Origin of the sequence: Pseudomonas sp. Bout1 (assembly GCF_034314165.1) — a bacterium.
GTDB lineage: Bacteria > Pseudomonadota > Gammaproteobacteria > Pseudomonadales > Pseudomonadaceae > Aquipseudomonas.
Genome location: NZ_JAVIWK010000001.1, coordinates 790,953 through 808,505, shown reverse-complemented (window position 1 = coordinate 808,505; position 17,553 = coordinate 790,953). Strand labels below are relative to the sequence as shown.

17 protein-coding genes are annotated in these 17,553 nt (G+C 60.7%); 8 read left to right on the top strand and 9 right to left on the bottom strand.

The window, feature by feature from the left end; translation table 11 throughout:
• Positions 1 to 141 precede the first annotated feature (141 nt).
• Positions 142 to 1,392, bottom strand: a complete 1,251-nt coding sequence (kynU, locus tag RGV33_RS03540) for a kynureninase (protein WP_322143132.1) — start codon at positions 1,390 to 1,392, stop codon at positions 142 to 144.
• Between the two features lie 142 nt (positions 1,393 to 1,534).
• Between kynU and RGV33_RS03535 the strand changes: the two genes are divergently transcribed.
• Entirely contained in the window at positions 1,535 to 2,008 is a 474-nt protein-coding gene (locus tag RGV33_RS03535; protein WP_003212305.1) for an Lrp/AsnC family transcriptional regulator, read from the top strand.
• Positions 2,009 to 2,109: 101 nt separating this feature from the next.
• Here RGV33_RS03535 and catA read toward each other — a convergent pair whose 3' ends face one another.
• Genes catA through RGV33_RS03520 form a run of 3 tightly spaced genes read right to left on the bottom strand, consistent with a single transcriptional unit; the run spans position 2,110 to position 4,513 of the window.
• The gene (catA, locus tag RGV33_RS03530; RefSeq protein WP_322143131.1) at positions 2,110 to 3,039 is read right to left on the bottom strand and encodes a catechol 1,2-dioxygenase; all 930 of its coding nucleotides are present in this window, start codon (positions 3,037 to 3,039) and stop codon (positions 2,110 to 2,112) included.
• A gap of 42 nt (positions 3,040 to 3,081) precedes the next feature.
• Complete coding sequence (catC, locus tag RGV33_RS03525; protein ID WP_003212310.1) at positions 3,082 to 3,372, bottom strand: muconolactone Delta-isomerase; 291 nt, start codon at positions 3,370 to 3,372, stop codon at positions 3,082 to 3,084.
• Between the two features lie 16 nt (positions 3,373 to 3,388).
• The gene (locus RGV33_RS03520; RefSeq protein WP_322143130.1) at positions 3,389 to 4,513 is read right to left on the bottom strand and encodes a muconate cycloisomerase family protein; all 1,125 of its coding nucleotides are present in this window, start codon (positions 4,511 to 4,513) and stop codon (positions 3,389 to 3,391) included.
• Positions 4,514 to 4,627: 114 nt separating this feature from the next.
• On the opposite strand from RGV33_RS03520, the gene RGV33_RS03515 reads away from it, so the two are divergent.
• Positions 4,628 to 5,503, top strand: coding sequence for a LysR family transcriptional regulator (locus tag RGV33_RS03515; protein WP_322143129.1), 876 nt, complete (start codon positions 4,628 to 4,630; stop codon positions 5,501 to 5,503).
• 144 nt (positions 5,504 to 5,647) lie between these two features.
• Here RGV33_RS03515 and RGV33_RS03510 read toward each other — a convergent pair whose 3' ends face one another.
• The gene (locus RGV33_RS03510) at positions 5,648 to 6,646 is read right to left on the bottom strand and encodes an AraC family transcriptional regulator (RefSeq protein WP_322143128.1); all 999 of its coding nucleotides are present in this window, start codon (positions 6,644 to 6,646) and stop codon (positions 5,648 to 5,650) included.
• Between the two features lie 311 nt (positions 6,647 to 6,957).
• Here RGV33_RS03510 and antA point away from each other — a divergent pair, with 311 nt between their 5' ends.
• The 4 genes from antA to RGV33_RS03490 all read left to right on the top strand — a co-directional run bounded on the left by antA (position 6,958) and on the right by RGV33_RS03490 (position 11,451).
• Entirely contained in the window at positions 6,958 to 8,349 is a 1,392-nt protein-coding gene (gene antA / locus RGV33_RS03505) for an anthranilate 1,2-dioxygenase large subunit (protein ID WP_322143127.1), read from the top strand.
• Positions 8,349 to 8,840, top strand: coding sequence for an anthranilate 1,2-dioxygenase small subunit (gene antB, locus RGV33_RS03500; RefSeq protein ID WP_322143126.1), 492 nt, complete (start codon positions 8,349 to 8,351; stop codon positions 8,838 to 8,840). The genes antA and antB overlap by 1 nt, the downstream gene beginning before the upstream one ends.
• 128 nt (positions 8,841 to 8,968) lie before the next feature.
• On the top strand, positions 8,969 to 9,976 hold the full coding sequence (gene antC / locus RGV33_RS03495) for an anthranilate 1,2-dioxygenase electron transfer component AntC (RefSeq protein ID WP_322143125.1): 1,008 nt from the start codon (positions 8,969 to 8,971) through the stop codon (positions 9,974 to 9,976).
• Between the two features lie 71 nt (positions 9,977 to 10,047).
• Positions 10,048 to 11,451 carry an amino acid permease gene (locus RGV33_RS03490; protein WP_322143124.1) on the top strand — a complete coding sequence of 468 codons (1,404 nt, stop codon included), beginning with the start codon at positions 10,048 to 10,050 and terminating at the stop codon, positions 11,449 to 11,451.
• Positions 11,452 to 11,607: 156 nt separating this feature from the next.
• On the opposite strand, the gene kynA is transcribed toward RGV33_RS03490, so the two are convergent.
• Positions 11,608 to 12,465, bottom strand: a complete 858-nt coding sequence (gene kynA, locus RGV33_RS03485) for a tryptophan 2,3-dioxygenase (RefSeq protein WP_322143123.1) — start codon at positions 12,463 to 12,465, stop codon at positions 11,608 to 11,610.
• Positions 12,462 to 13,112, bottom strand: a complete 651-nt coding sequence (gene kynB, locus RGV33_RS03480; protein ID WP_322143122.1) for an arylformamidase — start codon at positions 13,110 to 13,112, stop codon at positions 12,462 to 12,464. Before kynB ends, kynA begins: the two co-directional genes overlap by 4 nt.
• A gap of 387 nt (positions 13,113 to 13,499) precedes the next feature.
• Here kynB and RGV33_RS03475 point away from each other — a divergent pair, with 387 nt between their 5' ends.
• Positions 13,500 to 13,844 carry a cupin domain-containing protein gene (locus RGV33_RS03475; RefSeq protein WP_003212331.1) on the top strand — a complete coding sequence of 115 codons (345 nt, stop codon included), beginning with the start codon at positions 13,500 to 13,502 and terminating at the stop codon, positions 13,842 to 13,844.
• A 48-nt stretch (positions 13,845 to 13,892) separates the two neighbouring features.
• Here the strand turns inward: RGV33_RS03475 and mmsB are convergent, their stop codons facing one another.
• Positions 13,893 to 14,780 carry a 3-hydroxyisobutyrate dehydrogenase gene (gene mmsB / locus RGV33_RS03470; protein WP_177042125.1) on the bottom strand — a complete coding sequence of 296 codons (888 nt, stop codon included), beginning with the start codon at positions 14,778 to 14,780 and terminating at the stop codon, positions 13,893 to 13,895.
• 14 nt (positions 14,781 to 14,794) lie between these two features.
• On the bottom strand, positions 14,795 to 16,312 hold the full coding sequence (locus tag RGV33_RS03465) for a CoA-acylating methylmalonate-semialdehyde dehydrogenase (RefSeq protein WP_322143121.1): 1,518 nt from the start codon (positions 16,310 to 16,312) through the stop codon (positions 14,795 to 14,797).
• Between the two features lie 132 nt (positions 16,313 to 16,444).
• On the opposite strand from RGV33_RS03465, the gene RGV33_RS03460 reads away from it, so the two are divergent.
• Positions 16,445 to 17,392, top strand: a complete 948-nt coding sequence (locus RGV33_RS03460; protein WP_322143120.1) for a LysR family transcriptional regulator — start codon at positions 16,445 to 16,447, stop codon at positions 17,390 to 17,392.
• Positions 17,393 to 17,553 lie beyond the last annotated feature (161 nt).

The window sequence follows — 17,553 nt, the reverse complement described above, 5'->3', positions numbered from 1 at the left end:
TATTGTGATTGCACTGTTTGTTGCTTGCCCTGAACCTTGTGGGAGCTGGCTTGCCTGCGATGCAGACACCTCGGTATGTCAGTTAAACCAAAGTGACGCCATCGCCGGCAAGCCGGGCTCCTACAAGGGTTTTGTGTTGTATCAGGTGACGCTGTGGCGCACTTTGAATTGCGGCTGGTCCCAGGCTTTCTGGTCGAGAACCTCACCGAGGATTTCCACTGCATCCCACACCTCGGTAAAGCTGGTGTACAGCGGGGTAAACCCGAAACGCATGATGCGTGGCTCGCGATAATCACCAATCACGCCACGGGCGATCAAGGCCTGGATCACCGCATAACCCTCAGGGTGTTCAAAGCTGACGTGGCTGCCACGCCGGGCATGTTCACGCGGGGTGATCAGGGTCAGTTGGTGGGCAGCGCAACGGGATTCCACCAGCTCGATAAACAGGTCGGTCAGCGCCAGGGATTTAGCGCGCAGACTCGCCATGTCGGTCAGGGCGAAAATATCCAGGCCACATTCCACCATCGCCAGCGAGGTAATCGGCTGGGTGCCGCACAGGTAGCGCGCAATGCCCTGGCTCGGCGCATAACGCGATTCCATGGCGAACTGCCGGGTATGCCCGAACCAGCCCGAGAGCGGCTGCGTGACCACATCCACCAGCGCCGGGTTGACCCACACAAACGCTTGCGAGCCCGGCCCGCCGTTGAGGTATTTGTAGGTGCAGCCAATCGCATAATCGGCACCGGCCTGATGCAAGTCGATAGGCACCGCGCCCGCCGAATGCGCCAGGTCCCAGATCGCCAGCGCGCCACATTCATGGCTCAACACGGTCTGGGCCTGCATGTCGTACATGTAGCCGGTCTTGTAGTTGACGTGGGTGAGCATCACCACGGCGGTGTCCTGGTCGATGGCCTTCGGCAGTTCATCCGGGCTGTTGACCAGGCGCAGGGAATAGCCTTGTTGCAGCAGTTCGGCAAGGCCTTCGGCAATGTACAGGTCGGTGGGGAAATTGCTCGCTTCGCTGACGATGATCTTGCGGCTCGGCGCTCGCTCGCGCTGCACGGTCAGTGCTGCGCTGAGCACCTTGAACAGGTTGATGGACGTGGTATCGGTGATCACCACTTCACCGTCGCGGGCGCCGATCAGCGGCGCCAGGCGGTTGCCCAGGCGCTGGGACAGGTCCGCCCAGCCGGCGCTGTTCCAGCTGCGGATCAGGCCATTGCCCCACTCCTCGGCGATCACCGCTTGCGCCCGCTCCAGTGCCGCTACCGGGCGCGCACCGAGGGAGTTGCCGTCGAGGTAGATGACCCCGGCCGGCAAGGCGAATTGGTTGCGCAGTGGCGCCAGCGGATCCTGGTCGTCGAGGGTCAGGCAATCGGTGCGGGTGGTCATGGTCAGTCCTGTTCTTGTAGTAACAATGAGCCAAATAATGAACGAAGCTTTAGAGAATTTTCGTGCAAAGTGGTGGGCAACAGGCTAATTAAGCTGTAGGAAATTCGAATTTAACCCCCAAACACGCGGATTTATTCTAACCATGATTCTCGACGCCACCGACCTGCGCCTTCTGCATTTCCTGCAACAGGATGGCCGTATCAGTAACCAGGAACTGGCGGAGAAAGTCGCCCTGTCGCCGTCGGCCTGCCTGCGGCGTTTGCGCCTGCTGGAGAGCGAGGGAATCATCAGCGGTTATCGGGCGGTGTTGAACGCCGAGCAATTGGGGATCGAGCTGGAGGCCATCGTCCACCTGTCGTTGCGTCAGGATGTGGAGGATTGGCACGAGACGTTTATCAAGAAGGTGCAAGGCTGGCCGGAGGTGGCCAGTGCGTATGTGATTACCGGGGCGAGCAATTATGTGCTGCGGGTGCAGGCGCGGAATTTAAAGCACTTTTCGGATTTTATTGTGAACCACCTGAACCGCACGGCGGGGGTGATGGATATTCGCTCGGAGATCGTGCTGCAGAAGATCAAGGATCGGGATGATCTGCTGGATTTGGTAGTGCGCAAATAGCACGAACACCACACCCCCTGTAGGAGCTGGCTTGCCAGCGATAGCGGTGGTTCAGTCACCACCGTCATCGCCGGCAAGCCGGCGCCTACAGGAAGTCGGGATCAGTCTTCGAGCGCACGCACCCGTTGCATGCGTTTCTGCTCCACCGGCGCTGCCGCTGGCTGCAACTCAAAGTCAAAATCAATCTGCGCAAACTGCCCTTGCACACCAAATTCCTTCGCCAGGTTGGCGTCCTCGCTGAAGCGAATCTCGGCGATCAATTCATCGCGTGTCGCATAGGCAAAGTCATCATGCAGGTACGGGTCATCCGACAGGTTGATCTGCGTGGTCAGGTGCCGATGGCCCGGCGCCGAGATGAAGAAGTGGATATGCGCCGGCCGCTGGCCATGGCGCCCCAACTGGTCAAGCAACTGTTGGGTCGGCCCGGTCGGCGGGCAGCCATACCCGGACGGCACAATGCTGCGAAAACGATAGTTGCCCTGGGCATCCGTCTCGATGCGCCGGCGCAGATTGAATTCCGATTGCGTGCCGTCAAACCACGAATAGGTACCGCCCGTGTTGGCCTGCCACACATCCACAATTGCCCCCGCCAGCGGCTTGCCGTTGGTGTCGCGCACCTGGCCCTGCATGAACAGCGGCACACCCGGGTCCTGCCCGTCATCCAGTCGCGCTTCGTATTTGGACAGCGGCGCCCCGGCCACGTACAGCGGGCCTTCGATGGTGCGCGGGGTACCGCCGGATTTGCCGGCTTCCTCGTCCGCCGCGTCCATCAGCATGTCCAGGTAATGCTCCAGGCCCAACCCTGCCGCGAGCAACCCGGCTTCCTGGTTCTTGCCCAGTTCGTTGAGGTAGTTGACCGCCTTCCAGAACTCTTCCGGGGTCACTTCCAGGTCTTCAATGATGTTGACCGTGTCCCGCAGGATCCGGTAGATCAGCGCCTTGGCCCGTGGGTTGCCGCCGTCGTTAAGGTTGCCGCTGGCTTCTTCGAGAAACTGTTGGGCGTGAGCAGTCTGGGAAAGTCGGATGGACATGGTGCAATCCTCATCTTGTAATTATTAGGTGAAAAAACAGACTCAGCGATCATCCTCACGGATCGACGATGGATGCCGGCACAGGGCATTCACTTCGATGGCCATGTAAGGATAAAGCGGCAGTTGCATCAACAGGTCATGCAGTTCCTGCACGCTGTCGACATCAAACACGCTGTAGTTGGCGTACAGCCCGGCGATGCGCCACAAGTGGCGCCATTTGCCTTGCTCTTGCAGCCGCTGCGAGAAGGCTTTTTCTTCAGCCTTCAGGCCAGCAGCGCGCTCGGGGTTCATGTCGACAGGCAGGTTCACGGTCATTTTTACGTGGAACAACATCGCAGGTGTCCTCGGGTTATTTATCGCGGCGGAAGAACGCCAGGCGCTCTTCATCGATGGCCAGGCCCAGGCCCGGAGCGGTGGAGACATGCAGGTGGAAATCGCGGTACACCAGCGGCTCGGCGAGGATGTCTTCAGTGAGCAGCAGCGGGCCGAACAGCTCGGTGTCCCACGCCAGTTTGTTCAAGGTAAGGAAGGCATGGGCCGAAGCCAGGGTGCCGATACCGCCCTCAAGCATGGTGCCGCCGTACAGGCCGATGCCCGCCGCTTCGGCAATCGCTGCGGTGCGCAGTACCGCGCGCGGGCCGCCATTTTTCGCGATCTTCAGGGCAAACACTGAGGCCGCGCCTTCGCGGGCCAGGTTGAAGGCGTCTTCCACACATTCGATAGATTCGTCGGCCATGATCGGCGCCGGGCTCGACAGGTTGAGCCGCACCATGCCGCCACGGTTGTTGCGCGAGATCGGTTGTTCGATCAGGTCGATGCCATTGTCACCCAGCACTTTGCAGGCATGCAGGGCCACGGCTTCGTCCCACGCCTGGTTGACGTCGACCCGCACACTGGCGCGGTCGCCGAGGGCTTTTTTGATCGCGATCACGTGGGCCAGGTCCTGGCTGACTTCGCCGGCGCCGATCTTCAATTTGAAGATGCGATGGCGGCGCAGGTCGAGCATCTTCTCGGCCTCGGCGATGTCTTTTTCGGTGTTGCCGCTGGCCAGGGTCCAGGCCACCGGCAAGGCGTCCCGCACGCGGCCGCCGAGCAATTCGCTGACCGGCAGGTTCAGGCGCTTGCCGAGTGCATCGAGCAACGCGCTTTCGATACCCGACTTGGCAAAGGTGTTGCCCCGGATGCTGCGCTCCAGGCGCAACATGGCGGCGTTGATGTTGCTGGCGTCCTGGCCAAGCAGCAGCGGCGCGAAGTGCCGGTCGATGTTGATCTTGATGCTGTCGGGGCTCTCATTGCCGTAGCTCAGGCCGCCGATGGTGGTGGACTCGCCAATGCCTTCGATGCCGTCGGCGCAGCGCACGCGGATGACCACCAGGGTCTGGTTCTGCATCGTGTGCATCGCCAGCTTGTGCGGGCGGATAGTGGGAAGGTCGACGATGATGGTCTCGATCGACTCGATGGCGCAAATCGGCATGGCAATACCCGTTGGGTTCTTTATAGATTTGGCCTGATTCTGTTCCGCATTTTTTCTGGCTTCCAATATAGAATTGGTCTTGAACAATACCCTTAAGGTATGAAAGGAGTCCTTATGGAACTGCGCCATCTGCGTTACTTCCAGGTGCTGGGGGAAACCCTCAACTTCACCCGCGCCGCCGAACGCCTGCACATTGCCCAGCCGCCGTTGAGCCGGCAGATCCAGCAATTGGAGGACGAACTGGGCGTGGTCCTGCTGGAACGCGGGCGGCCGTTGCGGCTGACCGAAGCCGGGCGGTTTTTCTATGAGCACGCCAATGTGCTGCTGGAGCAACTGGGCAAGGTGTGCGACAACACCCGGCGCATCGGCCTTGGACAGAAAACCTGGCTGGGCATCGGTTTCGCGCCCTCGACGTTGTATGGCGTGCTGCCGGAGTTGATTCGCCGGCTGCGCAGCCACGACGGGCTGGAGCTGGAGTTGGGCCTGTCGGAAATGACCACGCTGCAACAGGTTGAAGCGCTCAAGGCCGGGCGGATTGACGTGGGCTTCGGGCGGATTCGCATTGACGACCCTGCCATTGTGCAGCGGGTATTGGTGGAGGATCGGCTGGTGGCGGTATTGCCAGCCGGGCATCCCTTGCTGGGCGCCCCGGCCACCCTGGCGCAACTGGCCGCCGAACCTTTCGTGCTGTACCCCGGCAACCCGCGCCCCAGCTACGCCGACCATGTGATCGCGCTGTTTGACGCCCACGGCTTGAGCCTGAAGGTGGCGCAGTGGACCAATGAGTTGCAGACCGCTATCGGGCTGGTCGGCGCAGGCATGGGCGTGACGCTGGTGCCGGCCTCGGTGCAGGTGCTGCACCGGGCGGACATCGGCTATACGCCGGTAGTAGAAACTACCGCCACGTCGCCGATCATTCTCAGCCGGCGGATCAATGACCAGTCGCCGGGGCTCAGTCATTGCCTGCAATTGGTGGAAGAGTTGATCTGAGACCTCACAACCATCACAAATCCCCTGTGGGAGCGGGCTTGCCTGCGATAGCGGTGAGTCAGAAAAGAAAATGCAGGCTGGTCCTCCGCTATCGCAGGCAAGCCAGCTCCCACAGTTGATCTGCGTTGTTTTTGCATAAAGTGTTCATCCACGCATGCGCCGGGCGTCGTTGCGTTGCAGGGTCTGGCTGGGCGACTCATCGAACAGCTTGCGGTATTCGGCCGAGAATCGCCCCAGGTGGGTAAAGCCCCAGCCCAGGGCGATTTCGGAGATGGTGCGGGTTGAGCCGTGTTCGAGGATTTGCTGGCGCACGGCGCCCAGGCGGTATTTCTTCAGGTAGGCCATGGGCGACAGGGCGAAGTATTTGCGGAAGGCATCGAACAGCTTGAAACGCGACACGCCCGCCGCCGCTTCCAGATCCTCCAGGTGCACCGCTTCCCGGGCGTTGTCGTGGATGTACTGCCGGGCACGGATCAAATAGTGCGGCAGCTTTACGCCCAGCACGTCCCGCAGTTCTTCGGAATAATTATTCGGCTGGGCCAGGATCAAGCCCTTGATCAGCGAGCTCTCCAGGTCCCGGGTAAACGCTGCCTGGTCGTACAGTTCGCTGCTGCGCTCAAGCTCGGCGATGAAATACCGCGCCATGCGCCACCACGACGCCGAGGCGCCGTCCACCGCGTCCATCACCGACTCAAAGCGCAGCGGCGCCTCAATCGGCCGTTGCAGCAAGCCTTCCAGGGATTCACTCATGGCGGCGCGGGTGATCACCACCTGCAACTTGCGGCAGTCGCCGGAGATTGCCAGCACCTGATGCTCATTGGGCGAGATGATCACGCCCTGGTCGCGGTTGGAACTGAGCCGTTCGCCGTTCTTGCTCAACTCCTGCTCGCCCACCAGCGGCAGGCTCAGGCTGTAGCTGCTGAAATGCTCGGCGTCTTCGATATCGATGGTCACGTCTGTGCCGTACTCAATAATCCCCAACGTGGTGGCGCGGGACTTGAACACATTGGCACTGTGATGAAAGCGGATGCGCTCCGGCGTCGCGGTTTGCAGCCGGTGCGGCCCGCAGATGCCGGACATCCAGCTGCAGGCGCCTTCAAGGTCGAAGCGCTCGATACGTATATCGCGTGTATTGCTACTCATCACGGGGCACCCACGGCAATTGTGGCCGGCGCGCTCTTGTGGCGCGTCCTGGTAGAGCAAGAGCAAGTTTTGCGCCACGCCAGCAGCATTGCCACTGGGTGGATAGCAACCGTCGACTAAGTGGATAACACGCCGACTTTTCCGACAATCACCTTGCAAGACAGTAGCGCATTCCACCGCCGCCCTGCACTGCCATGGGTATTTCATGCCCACTAAGTGGCCCACCTTCCCCCATTAACTGGATAGCCCGCCGCCTCGCCGCAACCTCTTAATGGCCTACCCGTTTAGCCATTATCAAAAAGGTGCCTCCCATGAGTGGTGCAAGAAGCGTCGAACAGTGGAAAAGCTTTATCGAAGGCTGCCTGGACTTTCGTCCGGTGGATGAAGTGTTCCGCATCGCCCGGGACATGTTCACCGAGCCCCAGCTGTTTGATCTGGAGATGGAGCTGATCTTCGAAAAGAACTGGATCTACGCCTGTCACGAAAGCGAATTGGCCAACAAGCACGACTTTGTGACGATGCGCGCCGGGCGCCAGCCGATGATCATCACCCGCGACGGCGAAGGCCAACTCAACGCACTGATCAACGCCTGCCAACATCGCGGCACCACCCTGACGCGGGTCGGCAAGGGCAATCAGTCTACCTTCACCTGCCCGTTCCACGCCTGGTGCTACAAGAGCGACGGCCGGCTGGTGAAGGTCAAGGCACCGGGGGAATACCCGGAAGGGTTCGACAAGGCCACTCGCGGCCTGAAAAAAGCGCGCATCGAAAGCTACAAGGGCTTTGTGTTCATCAGCCTGGACGTGAACGGCACCAACAGCCTGGAAGACTTCCTGGGCGATGCCAAAGTGTTCTTCGACATGATGGTCGCCCAATCCGCCACCGGAGAGCTGGAAGTGCTGCCCGGCAAGTCGGCCTACACCTACGACGGCAACTGGAAGCTGCAAAACGAAAACGGCCTGGACGGTTATCACGTCAGCACCGTGCACTATAACTACGTGGCCACGGTGCAGCATCGCCAGCAGGTCAACACCGAGAACGGCACTGCCTCCGGCACGACCCTGGACTACAGCAAGCTCGGCGCCGGTGACGCGAACACCGACGACGGCTGGTTTGCCTTCAACAATGGCCACAGCCTGTTGTTCAGCGACATGCCCAACCCGACCGTGCGCTCGGGCTACGCCACCATCATGCCGCGCCTGATCGAAGAACACGGCCAGCAAAAAGCCGAGTGGATGATGCATCGCCTGCGCAACCTGAATATCTACCCGAGCCTGTTCTTTCTCGACCAGATCAGCTCACAGCTGCGGATCATCCGCCCCATCGCGTGGAACAAGACCGAGATCATCAGCCAGTGCCTGGGGGTGAAGGGCGAGTCTGACGCTGATCGTGAAAACCGCATTCGCCAGTTCGAGGATTTCTTCAACGTCTCGGGCATGGGCACGCCGGATGACCTGGTGGAGTTTCGCGAAGCCCAGCGCGGCTTCCAGGGCCGCCTGGAGCGCTGGAGCGATATCTCCCGCGGCAGCCACCGCTGGGAAACCGGGCCGACGGCCAACAGTGAATCGATCGGCATCCAACCGGCGATGACCGGCACCGAATTCACCCACGAAGGGCTGTACGTCAACCAGCACCGCAACTGGCAGAAATTCCTGCTGGACGGGCTCGATGCCCAAGCCTTGAAACTGCGGGAGGTGGAATGATGAATGCGCAATTGCAGTACCGGATCGAGCAGTTTTTTTACCGTAAATCCGAGCTGTGCGATGCCCAGGATTGGGACGCCTACGTGCAGCTGTTCGACCCGCAAAGTGAGTTCCACCTGCCGCAATGGGACTCCGAACACGTGTACACCCGCGACCCCAAGCGCGAGATGTCGCTGATCTACTACGCCAACCGTTCCGGGCTGGAGGATCGGGTATTTCGCCTGCGCACGGGCAAGGCAGCGTCTGCCACGCCGATGCCGAGGACGCTGCACTTGATCAATAACGTGCGGATTGCCGAGCAGGCAGACGGGCAACTGGAAGTGCGGCTGAACTGGCACACGCTGTTCTACCGGCTGGCGACGTCAGAGCAGTTCTACGGCAACGCCACCTACAGCCTCAAGCCCGATGGCGACAGTTGGTTGATCACCCGCAAACACGCGCTGCTGCTCAACGACACCATCAACTCGGTGCTGGATTTCTATCACCTGTGAACACCTCACCCCCCGTAGCAGCTGTCGAGCCTTAGCGAGGCTGCGTTGGCGGCGCACCTGACACTCCGCAGACGCAGCCTCGCCAAGGCTCGACAGCTGCTACGGGGGGCGTTTTAGAGAGCGAGCATATGAATCACAAAGTGGCCTTCAGTTTTGCCGACGGCAAGACCCTGTTTTTCCCGGTGGGCGCCAATGAGATCCTGCTGGATGCGGCGTTGCGCAACGGCATCAACATTCCACTCGATTGCCGCGAAGGCGTGTGCGGCACTTGCCAGGGCCGCTGCGAGTCCGGCGACTACAGCCAGGACTACGTGGACGAGGAAGCCCTCTCCAGCCTCGACCTGCAACAACGCAAAATGCTCAGTTGCCAGACCCGGGTGCAATCTGACGCGGCGTTCTACTTCGATTTTGATTCCAGCCTGTGCAACGCGCCGGGGCCGGTCCAGATTCGCAGCACGGTGAGCGACGTGCAGCAAATCTCGGCCAGCACGGCGATCCTGCATCTGCAGCTTGAAGCACCATTAGATTTCCTTCCGGGCCAATACGCCCGGCTGTCGATCCCCGGCACCGACAGCCGGCGCTCCTATTCCTTCGCCAACCAGTCGAGTAATCAATTGCAGTTCCTGATCCGCCTGCTACCCGATGGCGTCATGAGCAATTACATCCGCGAACGTTGCCAGGTCGGCGATGAACTGTTGCTGGAGGCGCCACTGGGGGCGTTCTATTTAAGGCACGTCACCCAGCCGCTGGTGTTGGTGGCTGGCGGCACCGGGTTGTCGGCCCTGTTGGGCATGCTCGATGAGCTGGCCGCCAGCAACTGCCAGCAGCCGGTACATCTGTATTACGGCGTGCGCGGTGCTGAAGATTTATGCGAGAGCGCGCGCATCCAGGCCTACGCCGAAAAAATCCCGGGCTTTCGCTACACCGAAGTTCTCAGCGACCCGACGCCCGACTGGAATGGCAAACGCGGCTACCTCACCGAGCATTTCGACTTGGCGCAATTGCGGGATCAATCGGCGGATATGTACGTGTGCGGGCCGCCACCGATGGTCGAATCCATCAAGCAATGGCTGTTGGATCAGGCACTTGATGGCGTTCAGCTGTATTACGAAAAGTTTACCGAGAGTAATATCTGACCCCTCAGCGGTATGAGGGGCTGGTTCGGTGTGCGATCAACCCTGAAAAAAACAAGTAGAAGGGACTGTTAATGGCGGATGACATGGTTAACCCGGTAGGCCTCAAGCGTGGCCTGAAGAACCGGCATATTCAGCTGATTGCCCTGGGAGGGGCGATCGGGACCGGGCTGTTCCTTGGCTCGGCAGGCGTGCTCAAGTCGGCAGGGCCGTCGATGATCCTGGGCTATGCGGTAGCCGGTTTCATCGCGTTCCTGATCATGCGCCAGCTGGGCGAGATGATCGTCGAGGAACCGGTGGCAGGCTCCTTCAGCCACTTTGCCCACAAATACTGGGGCGGTTACGCAGGCTTCCTCGCCGGCTGGAACTACTGGGTACTCTATGTGCTGGTGGGCATGGCCGAGTTGACGGCAGTGGGCAAGTACATCCAGTTCTGGTGGCCCGAGATTCCGACCTGGGTCAGTGCGGTGGTGTTTTTTGTGCTGGTCAACCTGATCAACACCCTGAACGTGAAGTTCTTCGGTGAGACCGAGTTCTGGTTCGCGATCATCAAGGTGGTGGCGATTGTCGGCATGATCGTGCTCGGCTGCTACCTGCTGTTCAGCGGCACCGGCGGCCCGCAAGCCTCGGTGAGCAACCTGTGGAGCCACGGCGGGTTCTTCCCCAATGGCGGCATGGGGCTGTTGATGTCCATGGCGTTCATCATGTTCTCGTTCGGTGGCCTGGAGCTGGTGGGTATTACCGCTGCCGAGGCCAGCGAGCCACGCAAGGTGATCCCGAAGGCGATCAACCAAGTGGTGTACCGGATCCTGATTTTCTACGTCGGCGCACTCACCGTGCTGCTCTCGTTGTACCCGTGGGACCAACTGCTGCAAACCCTCGGCGCATCAGGCGATCCCTACAGCGGCAGCCCGTTTGTGCAGATCTTCTCGTTGATCGGTAACGACACCGCCGCGCATATCCTCAACTTCGTGGTGCTGACCGCGGCGCTGTCGGTGTACAACAGCGGCGTGTACTGCAACAGCCGCATGCTGTTCGGCCTGGCCGAGCAAGGCGATGCGCCCAAAGCGCTGATGAAGCTCAACAAGCAAGGCGTGCCGTTGCGTGCCCTGGGCATCTCGGCCCTGGTGACGCTGTTGTGCGTGGTGATCAACTACGTCGCGCCCCATGACGCATTGGAGCTGTTGTTCGCGCTGGTGGTTGCCTCGCTGATGATCAACTGGGCGCTGATCAGCCTCACCCACATCAAGTTCCGCAAGGCCATGGGCGAGCAAGGCGTGGTGCCGTCGTTCAAGACCTTCTGGTTCCCGTTCAGCAACTACCTGTGCCTGGCGTTCATGCTGATGATCATCTGCGTGATGCTGGCGATTCCGGGTGTACGGGCGTCGGTGTATGCGATTCCGGTCTGGGTCGGGATTATCTACGTGGCGTACCGCTTGCGCTTGAGCAAGGGCAAAGCCTTGGCCACCGCACGCTAACCCTTGTAGGAGCCGGCTTGCCGGCGATGAGGCCCGTAGCCTTGCGCCAGTCTGAAGGCCGCTATCGCCGGCAAGCCGGCTCCTACAGGTGGCGTATTTGAGCTGTAAAAAAGCCCCGGCATTCGATGAATGTCGGGGCTTTTTGTTGGGCTTTGATTACAGCGTCGAACGCACTCGCCACAGCTCCGGGAACAGCACGGTGTCGAGCATCTTGCGCAGGTAGCCCACGCCTTCGGTGCCGCCGGTGCCAGGCTGGAAGCCGATGATCCGTTCCACCGTGGTGACGTGGCGGAAGCGCCATTGGCGGAAGGAGTCTTCGAGGTCGATAAACTTCTCGGCCAATTGATACAGGTCCCAATACCGGCTCGGGTCGCGATACACCTCGCGCCACGCCGCCTCCACGGACTCATCGTGAACCGTCGGCGCCGTCGGGTCGCGTTCGGCGCGCTTGGGGTCGATCGCCAGCCCGGCCCTGGTCATCAGGTTGATCGCTTCGTCATACAGCGACGGCGTGGCAATCGCCAGCTGCAACTCTTTCAACAACTCCGGCCGATGGGCGTGTGGCCGCAACAGCGCCGCACTTTTGTTACCGAGAATGAACTCGATTTCCCGGTACTGGAACGACTGGAAGCCCGACGACTGGCCCAGGTACGGGCGAATCGACGTGTACTCCGAGGGCGTCATGGTCGCCAGCACCGCCCAGGCGTGCACCAGTTGGTCAAAGATCCGCGACACCCGCGCCAGCATCTTGAACGCCGGCGGCAACTCACCCAGGCGCACGTGTTCGCGGGCGGCCTTGAGTTCGTGGAGCATCAGCTTCATCCACAGCTCCGAGGTCTGGTGCTGGATGATGAACAGCATCTCGTTGTGGTCCGGCGACAGCGGGTGCTGGGCGCTGAGTACTTTGCCCAGGTCCAGATAATCGCCGTAGCTCATGGACTCGGAAAAATTCAGCTCGGCGTTATGCCATTCTTCCGGCGGCTGGTAATCAGGGGAGAAAGGACACTGGCTCATCGCGTGGGCTCCTTGAGCGGGCGCAGGATTGCTCGTACCGGGCTGGCATCGAGGTTGGCAAAACGCAGCGGCAGCGCGATCAACTCGTAATCGCCCTCTGGCACGTCGTCGAGAACGATGCCTTCGAGAATCGCCATGCCATGGCGGGCGACTGTGTTGTGGGCGTCCATGGTCTTGGACTGTTGCGGGTCCAGGGAAGGCGTGTCGATGCCGATCAGGCGCACACCCAGGCTGGCCAGCAGCTCAATCGTTTCCGGGGCGACCGCCGTGAAATTCGAATCCCAGGTCTCCAACGGTGCCTGTTGGTAAGTGCGCAACAGCACCCGCTCCGGCAGGTTTTCCAGGCGGCCTTGCAATTGATGCGCCTGTACCAGCGCGCCACTGCCCAGGCAATGCAGCACCCGGCATGGGCCCATGTATACGTCCAGGGACACTTCGCCAATCGGCGCGCCGTCTGCGCTGTAGTGCAACGGTGCGTCCACATGGGCGCCGGTGTGCGGTGACAGGGTGATGCGCCCGACATTCACCGGGCACTCGGGGCCGAACTGCCACACGCGCTCTTCCTGAAACGGCGTATCACCCGGCCAGGTCGGGGTCGCGGTGCTCAGGGGCGGGCTGATGTCCCACCACGTTGTTATTGGATTCATTTCAAGGCTCTCGGTCGTTACTGGGGTGAATGATACGAGGGCCGGCTGTAAATATTCTTGCGAATTCCAGCGCAATGCAGGAAATCTTTCGCACTTCCTGCGAGGAAACGGCTGATTGGTGATTGGATATTTCAAAAGCAGCTGCCCTGGCAAGTCCCCGTAGGAGCTGGCTTGCCAGTGAAGAACTCAAGGGCACCGCGCCAAACCAGAATGTACGCGTTATCGTTAACGACCATCGCTGGCAAGCCAGCTCCTACGGGGACTGGCGTGGTGGCGATGACCAGCGGCTACCTGCGCTTCTGGGCATCCCGATGTCGAGTTCAGACCACTGGCACGCGGCACAAGGCGATAGGGTTCGAACTTCCCTTCCAATGCCTCGGAACCATCATGTCCAAGCCGATCACCGTACTGCGCGACACCCACCCACTGCCGGTGCTGGACGCCTGCAAATGGGAAAAACTCGAAGGCGACCCGCACACCGTCAACCTCAACGCCTACACCAGCGAAGACGGCAGCAAGATCATGGGCACCTGGATCTGCACCCCGGGCAAATGGCGGGTGGAGTATGTGAAGTGGGAATACTGCCACTTCCAGGAAGGCTACTGCGTGATTACCCCGGATGGCCTGGAGCCGATCCATTTGCGGGCCGGGGATATCTTTGTGGTGGAGCCGGGAATGAAGGGGACGTGGGAAGTGGTCGAGACAGTGCGTAAGTATTTTGTGTTTGCCTGACAGCCAAAACCCCTGGACCCCACCGAAGGTGGGTTCCAGGAAACCCCTCTATTGGGGCTTGCGATAGCTGTTGATGATCGCCGAGAAGTCCTTGCCTCCCTCCCCGCGCTGGCTCATCGATTGATATAGCTGCTGCGCCACAGCGCCAAGAATCACCGGCTGGTGCGCCTGGCGGGCCGCCTCAGTGGCCAGTCCCAAATCCTTGAGCATCAGCTCCGCACCAAACCCACCGGTGTAACCCCGGGAGGACGGTGCCGTTTCGATAATCCCCGGCCACGGGTTATAGGTGTCCGAACTCCAGCAGCGCCCGGTGGAGCTGTTGATAATTCCCGCCAACACCTGCGTATCAATGCCCAGCGCATCACCCAGGGCCATGGCTTCGCTGACGCCGACCATGGTGATCCCCAGCAGCAGGTTGTTGCAGATCTTGGCGATTTGCCCGGTGCCGACTTCGCCGCAATGGACAATGTTGCGCCCCATCTGCGCCAACACCGGTTGCAGGGTGGCGAACAGTTCCGGGGTGGCGCCGACCATGAAGGTCAACGTGCCAGCCTGGGCACCACCCGTGCCGCCGGACACTGGTGCATCGGCCATCACCACACCGTGTTTCGCCGCTGCAGCCGCTACATCGCGTGCGGTTTGCGGGTCGATGGTGCTGCAATCAACCGCCGGCACGCCTTTGCCGATGCCGGCGAGCACGCCGTCTTCGCCGAGCCACACGCTGCGTACATGGGCCGCAGCCGGAAGCATGGTCACCACCAGCTCCGCGCCTTCTGCCGCCGCGCGGGGCGAAGCACTGATGGTGCCGCCCAGTTCGGCCAGCTCCTTGAGTACGGTCTGGTTCAAGTCAAACAGGTTCAGCGCGTGGCCAGCCTTGATCAGGTTGCGCGCCATCGGCGCGCCCATGTTGCCCAAGCCAATAAATGCAATTTTCATGCTCGTCTCCTTGATCAGCGCAAGTTGATGGTGGTGTTGACGCCATCGTTAACGCTGTCATCGTCGAACCAGCGGCTAGTGACGGTTTTGGTCTGGGTGTAGAACTGCACCACTTGCTTGCCGTACGGGCCCAGGTCGCCGAGTTTCGAGCCTCGGGAGCCGGTGAAGCTGAAGAACGGGACCGGCACGGGGATCGGGATGTTGATGCCCACTTGGCCCACGTCGATTTCGCTCTGGAATTTACGCGCCGCCGCGCCGCTTTGGGTGAACAGGCCGGTGCCGTTGCCGAACGGGTTGGCGTTGACCAGGGCGATGGCCTGGTCCAGGGTGTCGACTTCGAGCACCACCAGTACCGGGCCGAAGATTTCCTGGGTGTAGATCTGCATGTCGGTGGTCACGCCGGAGAACAGGGTCGGGCCGACAAAGTTGCCGTCCTCAAACCCAGGAACCTTGATGCCACGGCCATCCAGTTCCAGCTTGGCGCCTTCTTTTATGCCGCTTTCGATCAGGTCGAGGACGCGTGCCTTGGCGCGTTTGGAAATCACCGGGCCCACATCGGTACCGGCTTCGCTGCCGGCGTTCACCTTGAGTTTTTGCGCCAGGGCCTTGAGGTCCGGCAGCCATTGCTTGGCCGCGCCCACCAGCACCACCACGGAGGTGGCCATGCAACGCTGGCCGGCCGCGCCGAAACCGGCACCTACCAGGGCGTTGAGGGTTTGCTCACGATTGGCGTCCGGCAGTACCACGGCGTGGTTCTTGGCGCCCATCATCGATTGCACGCGCTTGCCGTGTTTGCCGGCCAGGTCGTAGACATGAGTGCCGACGGCGGTAGAACCGACGAAGGACACTGCCTTGATGTCCTTGTGGGTGCACAGCGCATCCACCACATCCTTGCCGCCGTGAACCACGTTCAGTACGCCGGCTGGCACGCCGGCTTCGACAGCCAATTCAACCAGCAGCACGGTCGACAGCGGGTCCTGTTCCGACGGTTTGAGTACGAAGGTGTTACCGCAGGCAATAGCCATCGGGAACATCCACAGTGGAATCATCGCCGGGAAGTTGAACGGGGTGATGCCGGCGCACACGCCGATCGGCTGGCGCAGGGTGTAGGTGTCCACACCGCCGGCGACGTTTTCAGCGAATTCGCCCATTTGCAGGGTGCCGATGGAGCAGGCGTGTTCGACCACTTCAAGGCCTCGGAAAATGTCGCCTTCAGCATCGGCAATGGTCTTGCCCTGCTCGGCGCTGAGGACCACGGCGATGCGCTTGGAGTGCTCGCGGATCAACGCTTGCAGCTTGAGCATGATGCGCATGCGCGCACCGATCGGCGTCAGCTTCCAGGTTTGGAAGGCGCGATGGGCGGCGTCGATGGCAGCGTTGACTTCTTCGGGGGTGGAAAACGGTACGCGGGCCAGCACTTGCTGGGTGGCCGGGTTGACGATGTCTTGCCATTCGGTGGTCTTGGACTCGACCCACTCGCCGTTGATCAGCAGCTTGACCTGTTGCACGGAAATATCGGCAGATGCGTTCATGTGGTCTCCAATTCTTATTTGTATGGTAGAGAACCAAGGCGTTGAATCGCCTTGAGGATGAGGCGTTCGGACTGTTTTTGGAGTATAGATGTGCAAACTTCTAATAAGAACGCACATAAAAGCCGGTCCAATATGCAAAAAAACATCACCTCGCTAGGCTCCCTGAACTGGGATGACCTGAAGTTTTTCCTCGAAGTCGCCCGTACCCGCAAGGCCAGCGTCGCCGCCAAGCGCCTGGCGGTGGACTACACCACGGTGTCGCGGCGGATTACTTCCCTTGAAGGATCCTTGGGCACCCTGCTGTTTGAAAAGTCCCGGACCAACGGCTTCATACTCACCACTGAAGGGCAGCGCCTGCTGGGTTACGCCGAGTCCATCGAAAGCACCTTGCACATGGCCTGCGAACAGGTCTCCGGTTCCGGCGTGGCGTTGTCCGGCCACGTACGCATGGGCTGCACCGAAGGTTTCGGCAGCTTCTTCGTCACCCCGCAGTTGAGCCACTTCGTCGACACCTACCCGGCGATCTCGGTAGACATCCTGCCCCTGCCCCACTTCATCAGCCTGTCCAAACGCGAGGCGGATATCGTCATCGCCCTGGAGCGCCCGGAACACGGGCCATACGTGTGCTGCAAGCTGTGCGACTACAAACTGCAGCTGTACGCGACACAGGAATACCTGGACCAGCACCCGCCGATCCGCCGAGCGGCGGATTTGGCCGAACATCCGTTTATCAGCTACGTGGATGACCTGGCGTTCAGCTCGGAGCTGCTGTACCTGGCCAACGTGGTGCCCGGCGCCAGCGCGAGTTTGCGCAGTACCAGCGTGATCGCGCAGTACGTGGCGGCGCAGCAAGGCCGGTCGCTGGCGATCCTGCCGTGCTTTCTGGCCGCGCAAGACCCGCGACTACTGCCGGTGCTGGGCAAGGAGATCAATATTACGCGGCAGTTTTGGATGTATTGCCGCGAGGACCTGAGGAAGTTGAAGCGGATCACATTGCTGTGGGATTACATCCGTGAGGTGACTGAGCTGAATCGCCCCTTGTTGCTGGGTGAAACACGGGTTTTTCGGTTTGCAGATTGAGAGTCTGGACGAAGAAAGGGAGATTCATCGTAACGAGGTCCGTAGGCGCTTGGCAGCGGGCTGTGACAGAGGGGGGGCGCACATTCTGAGAGTTCGAAATCCGTCAGATTGCGTAATTTCGATGAAATTGGAACCCCACCCATGGGCATTGCCTGGGTGGG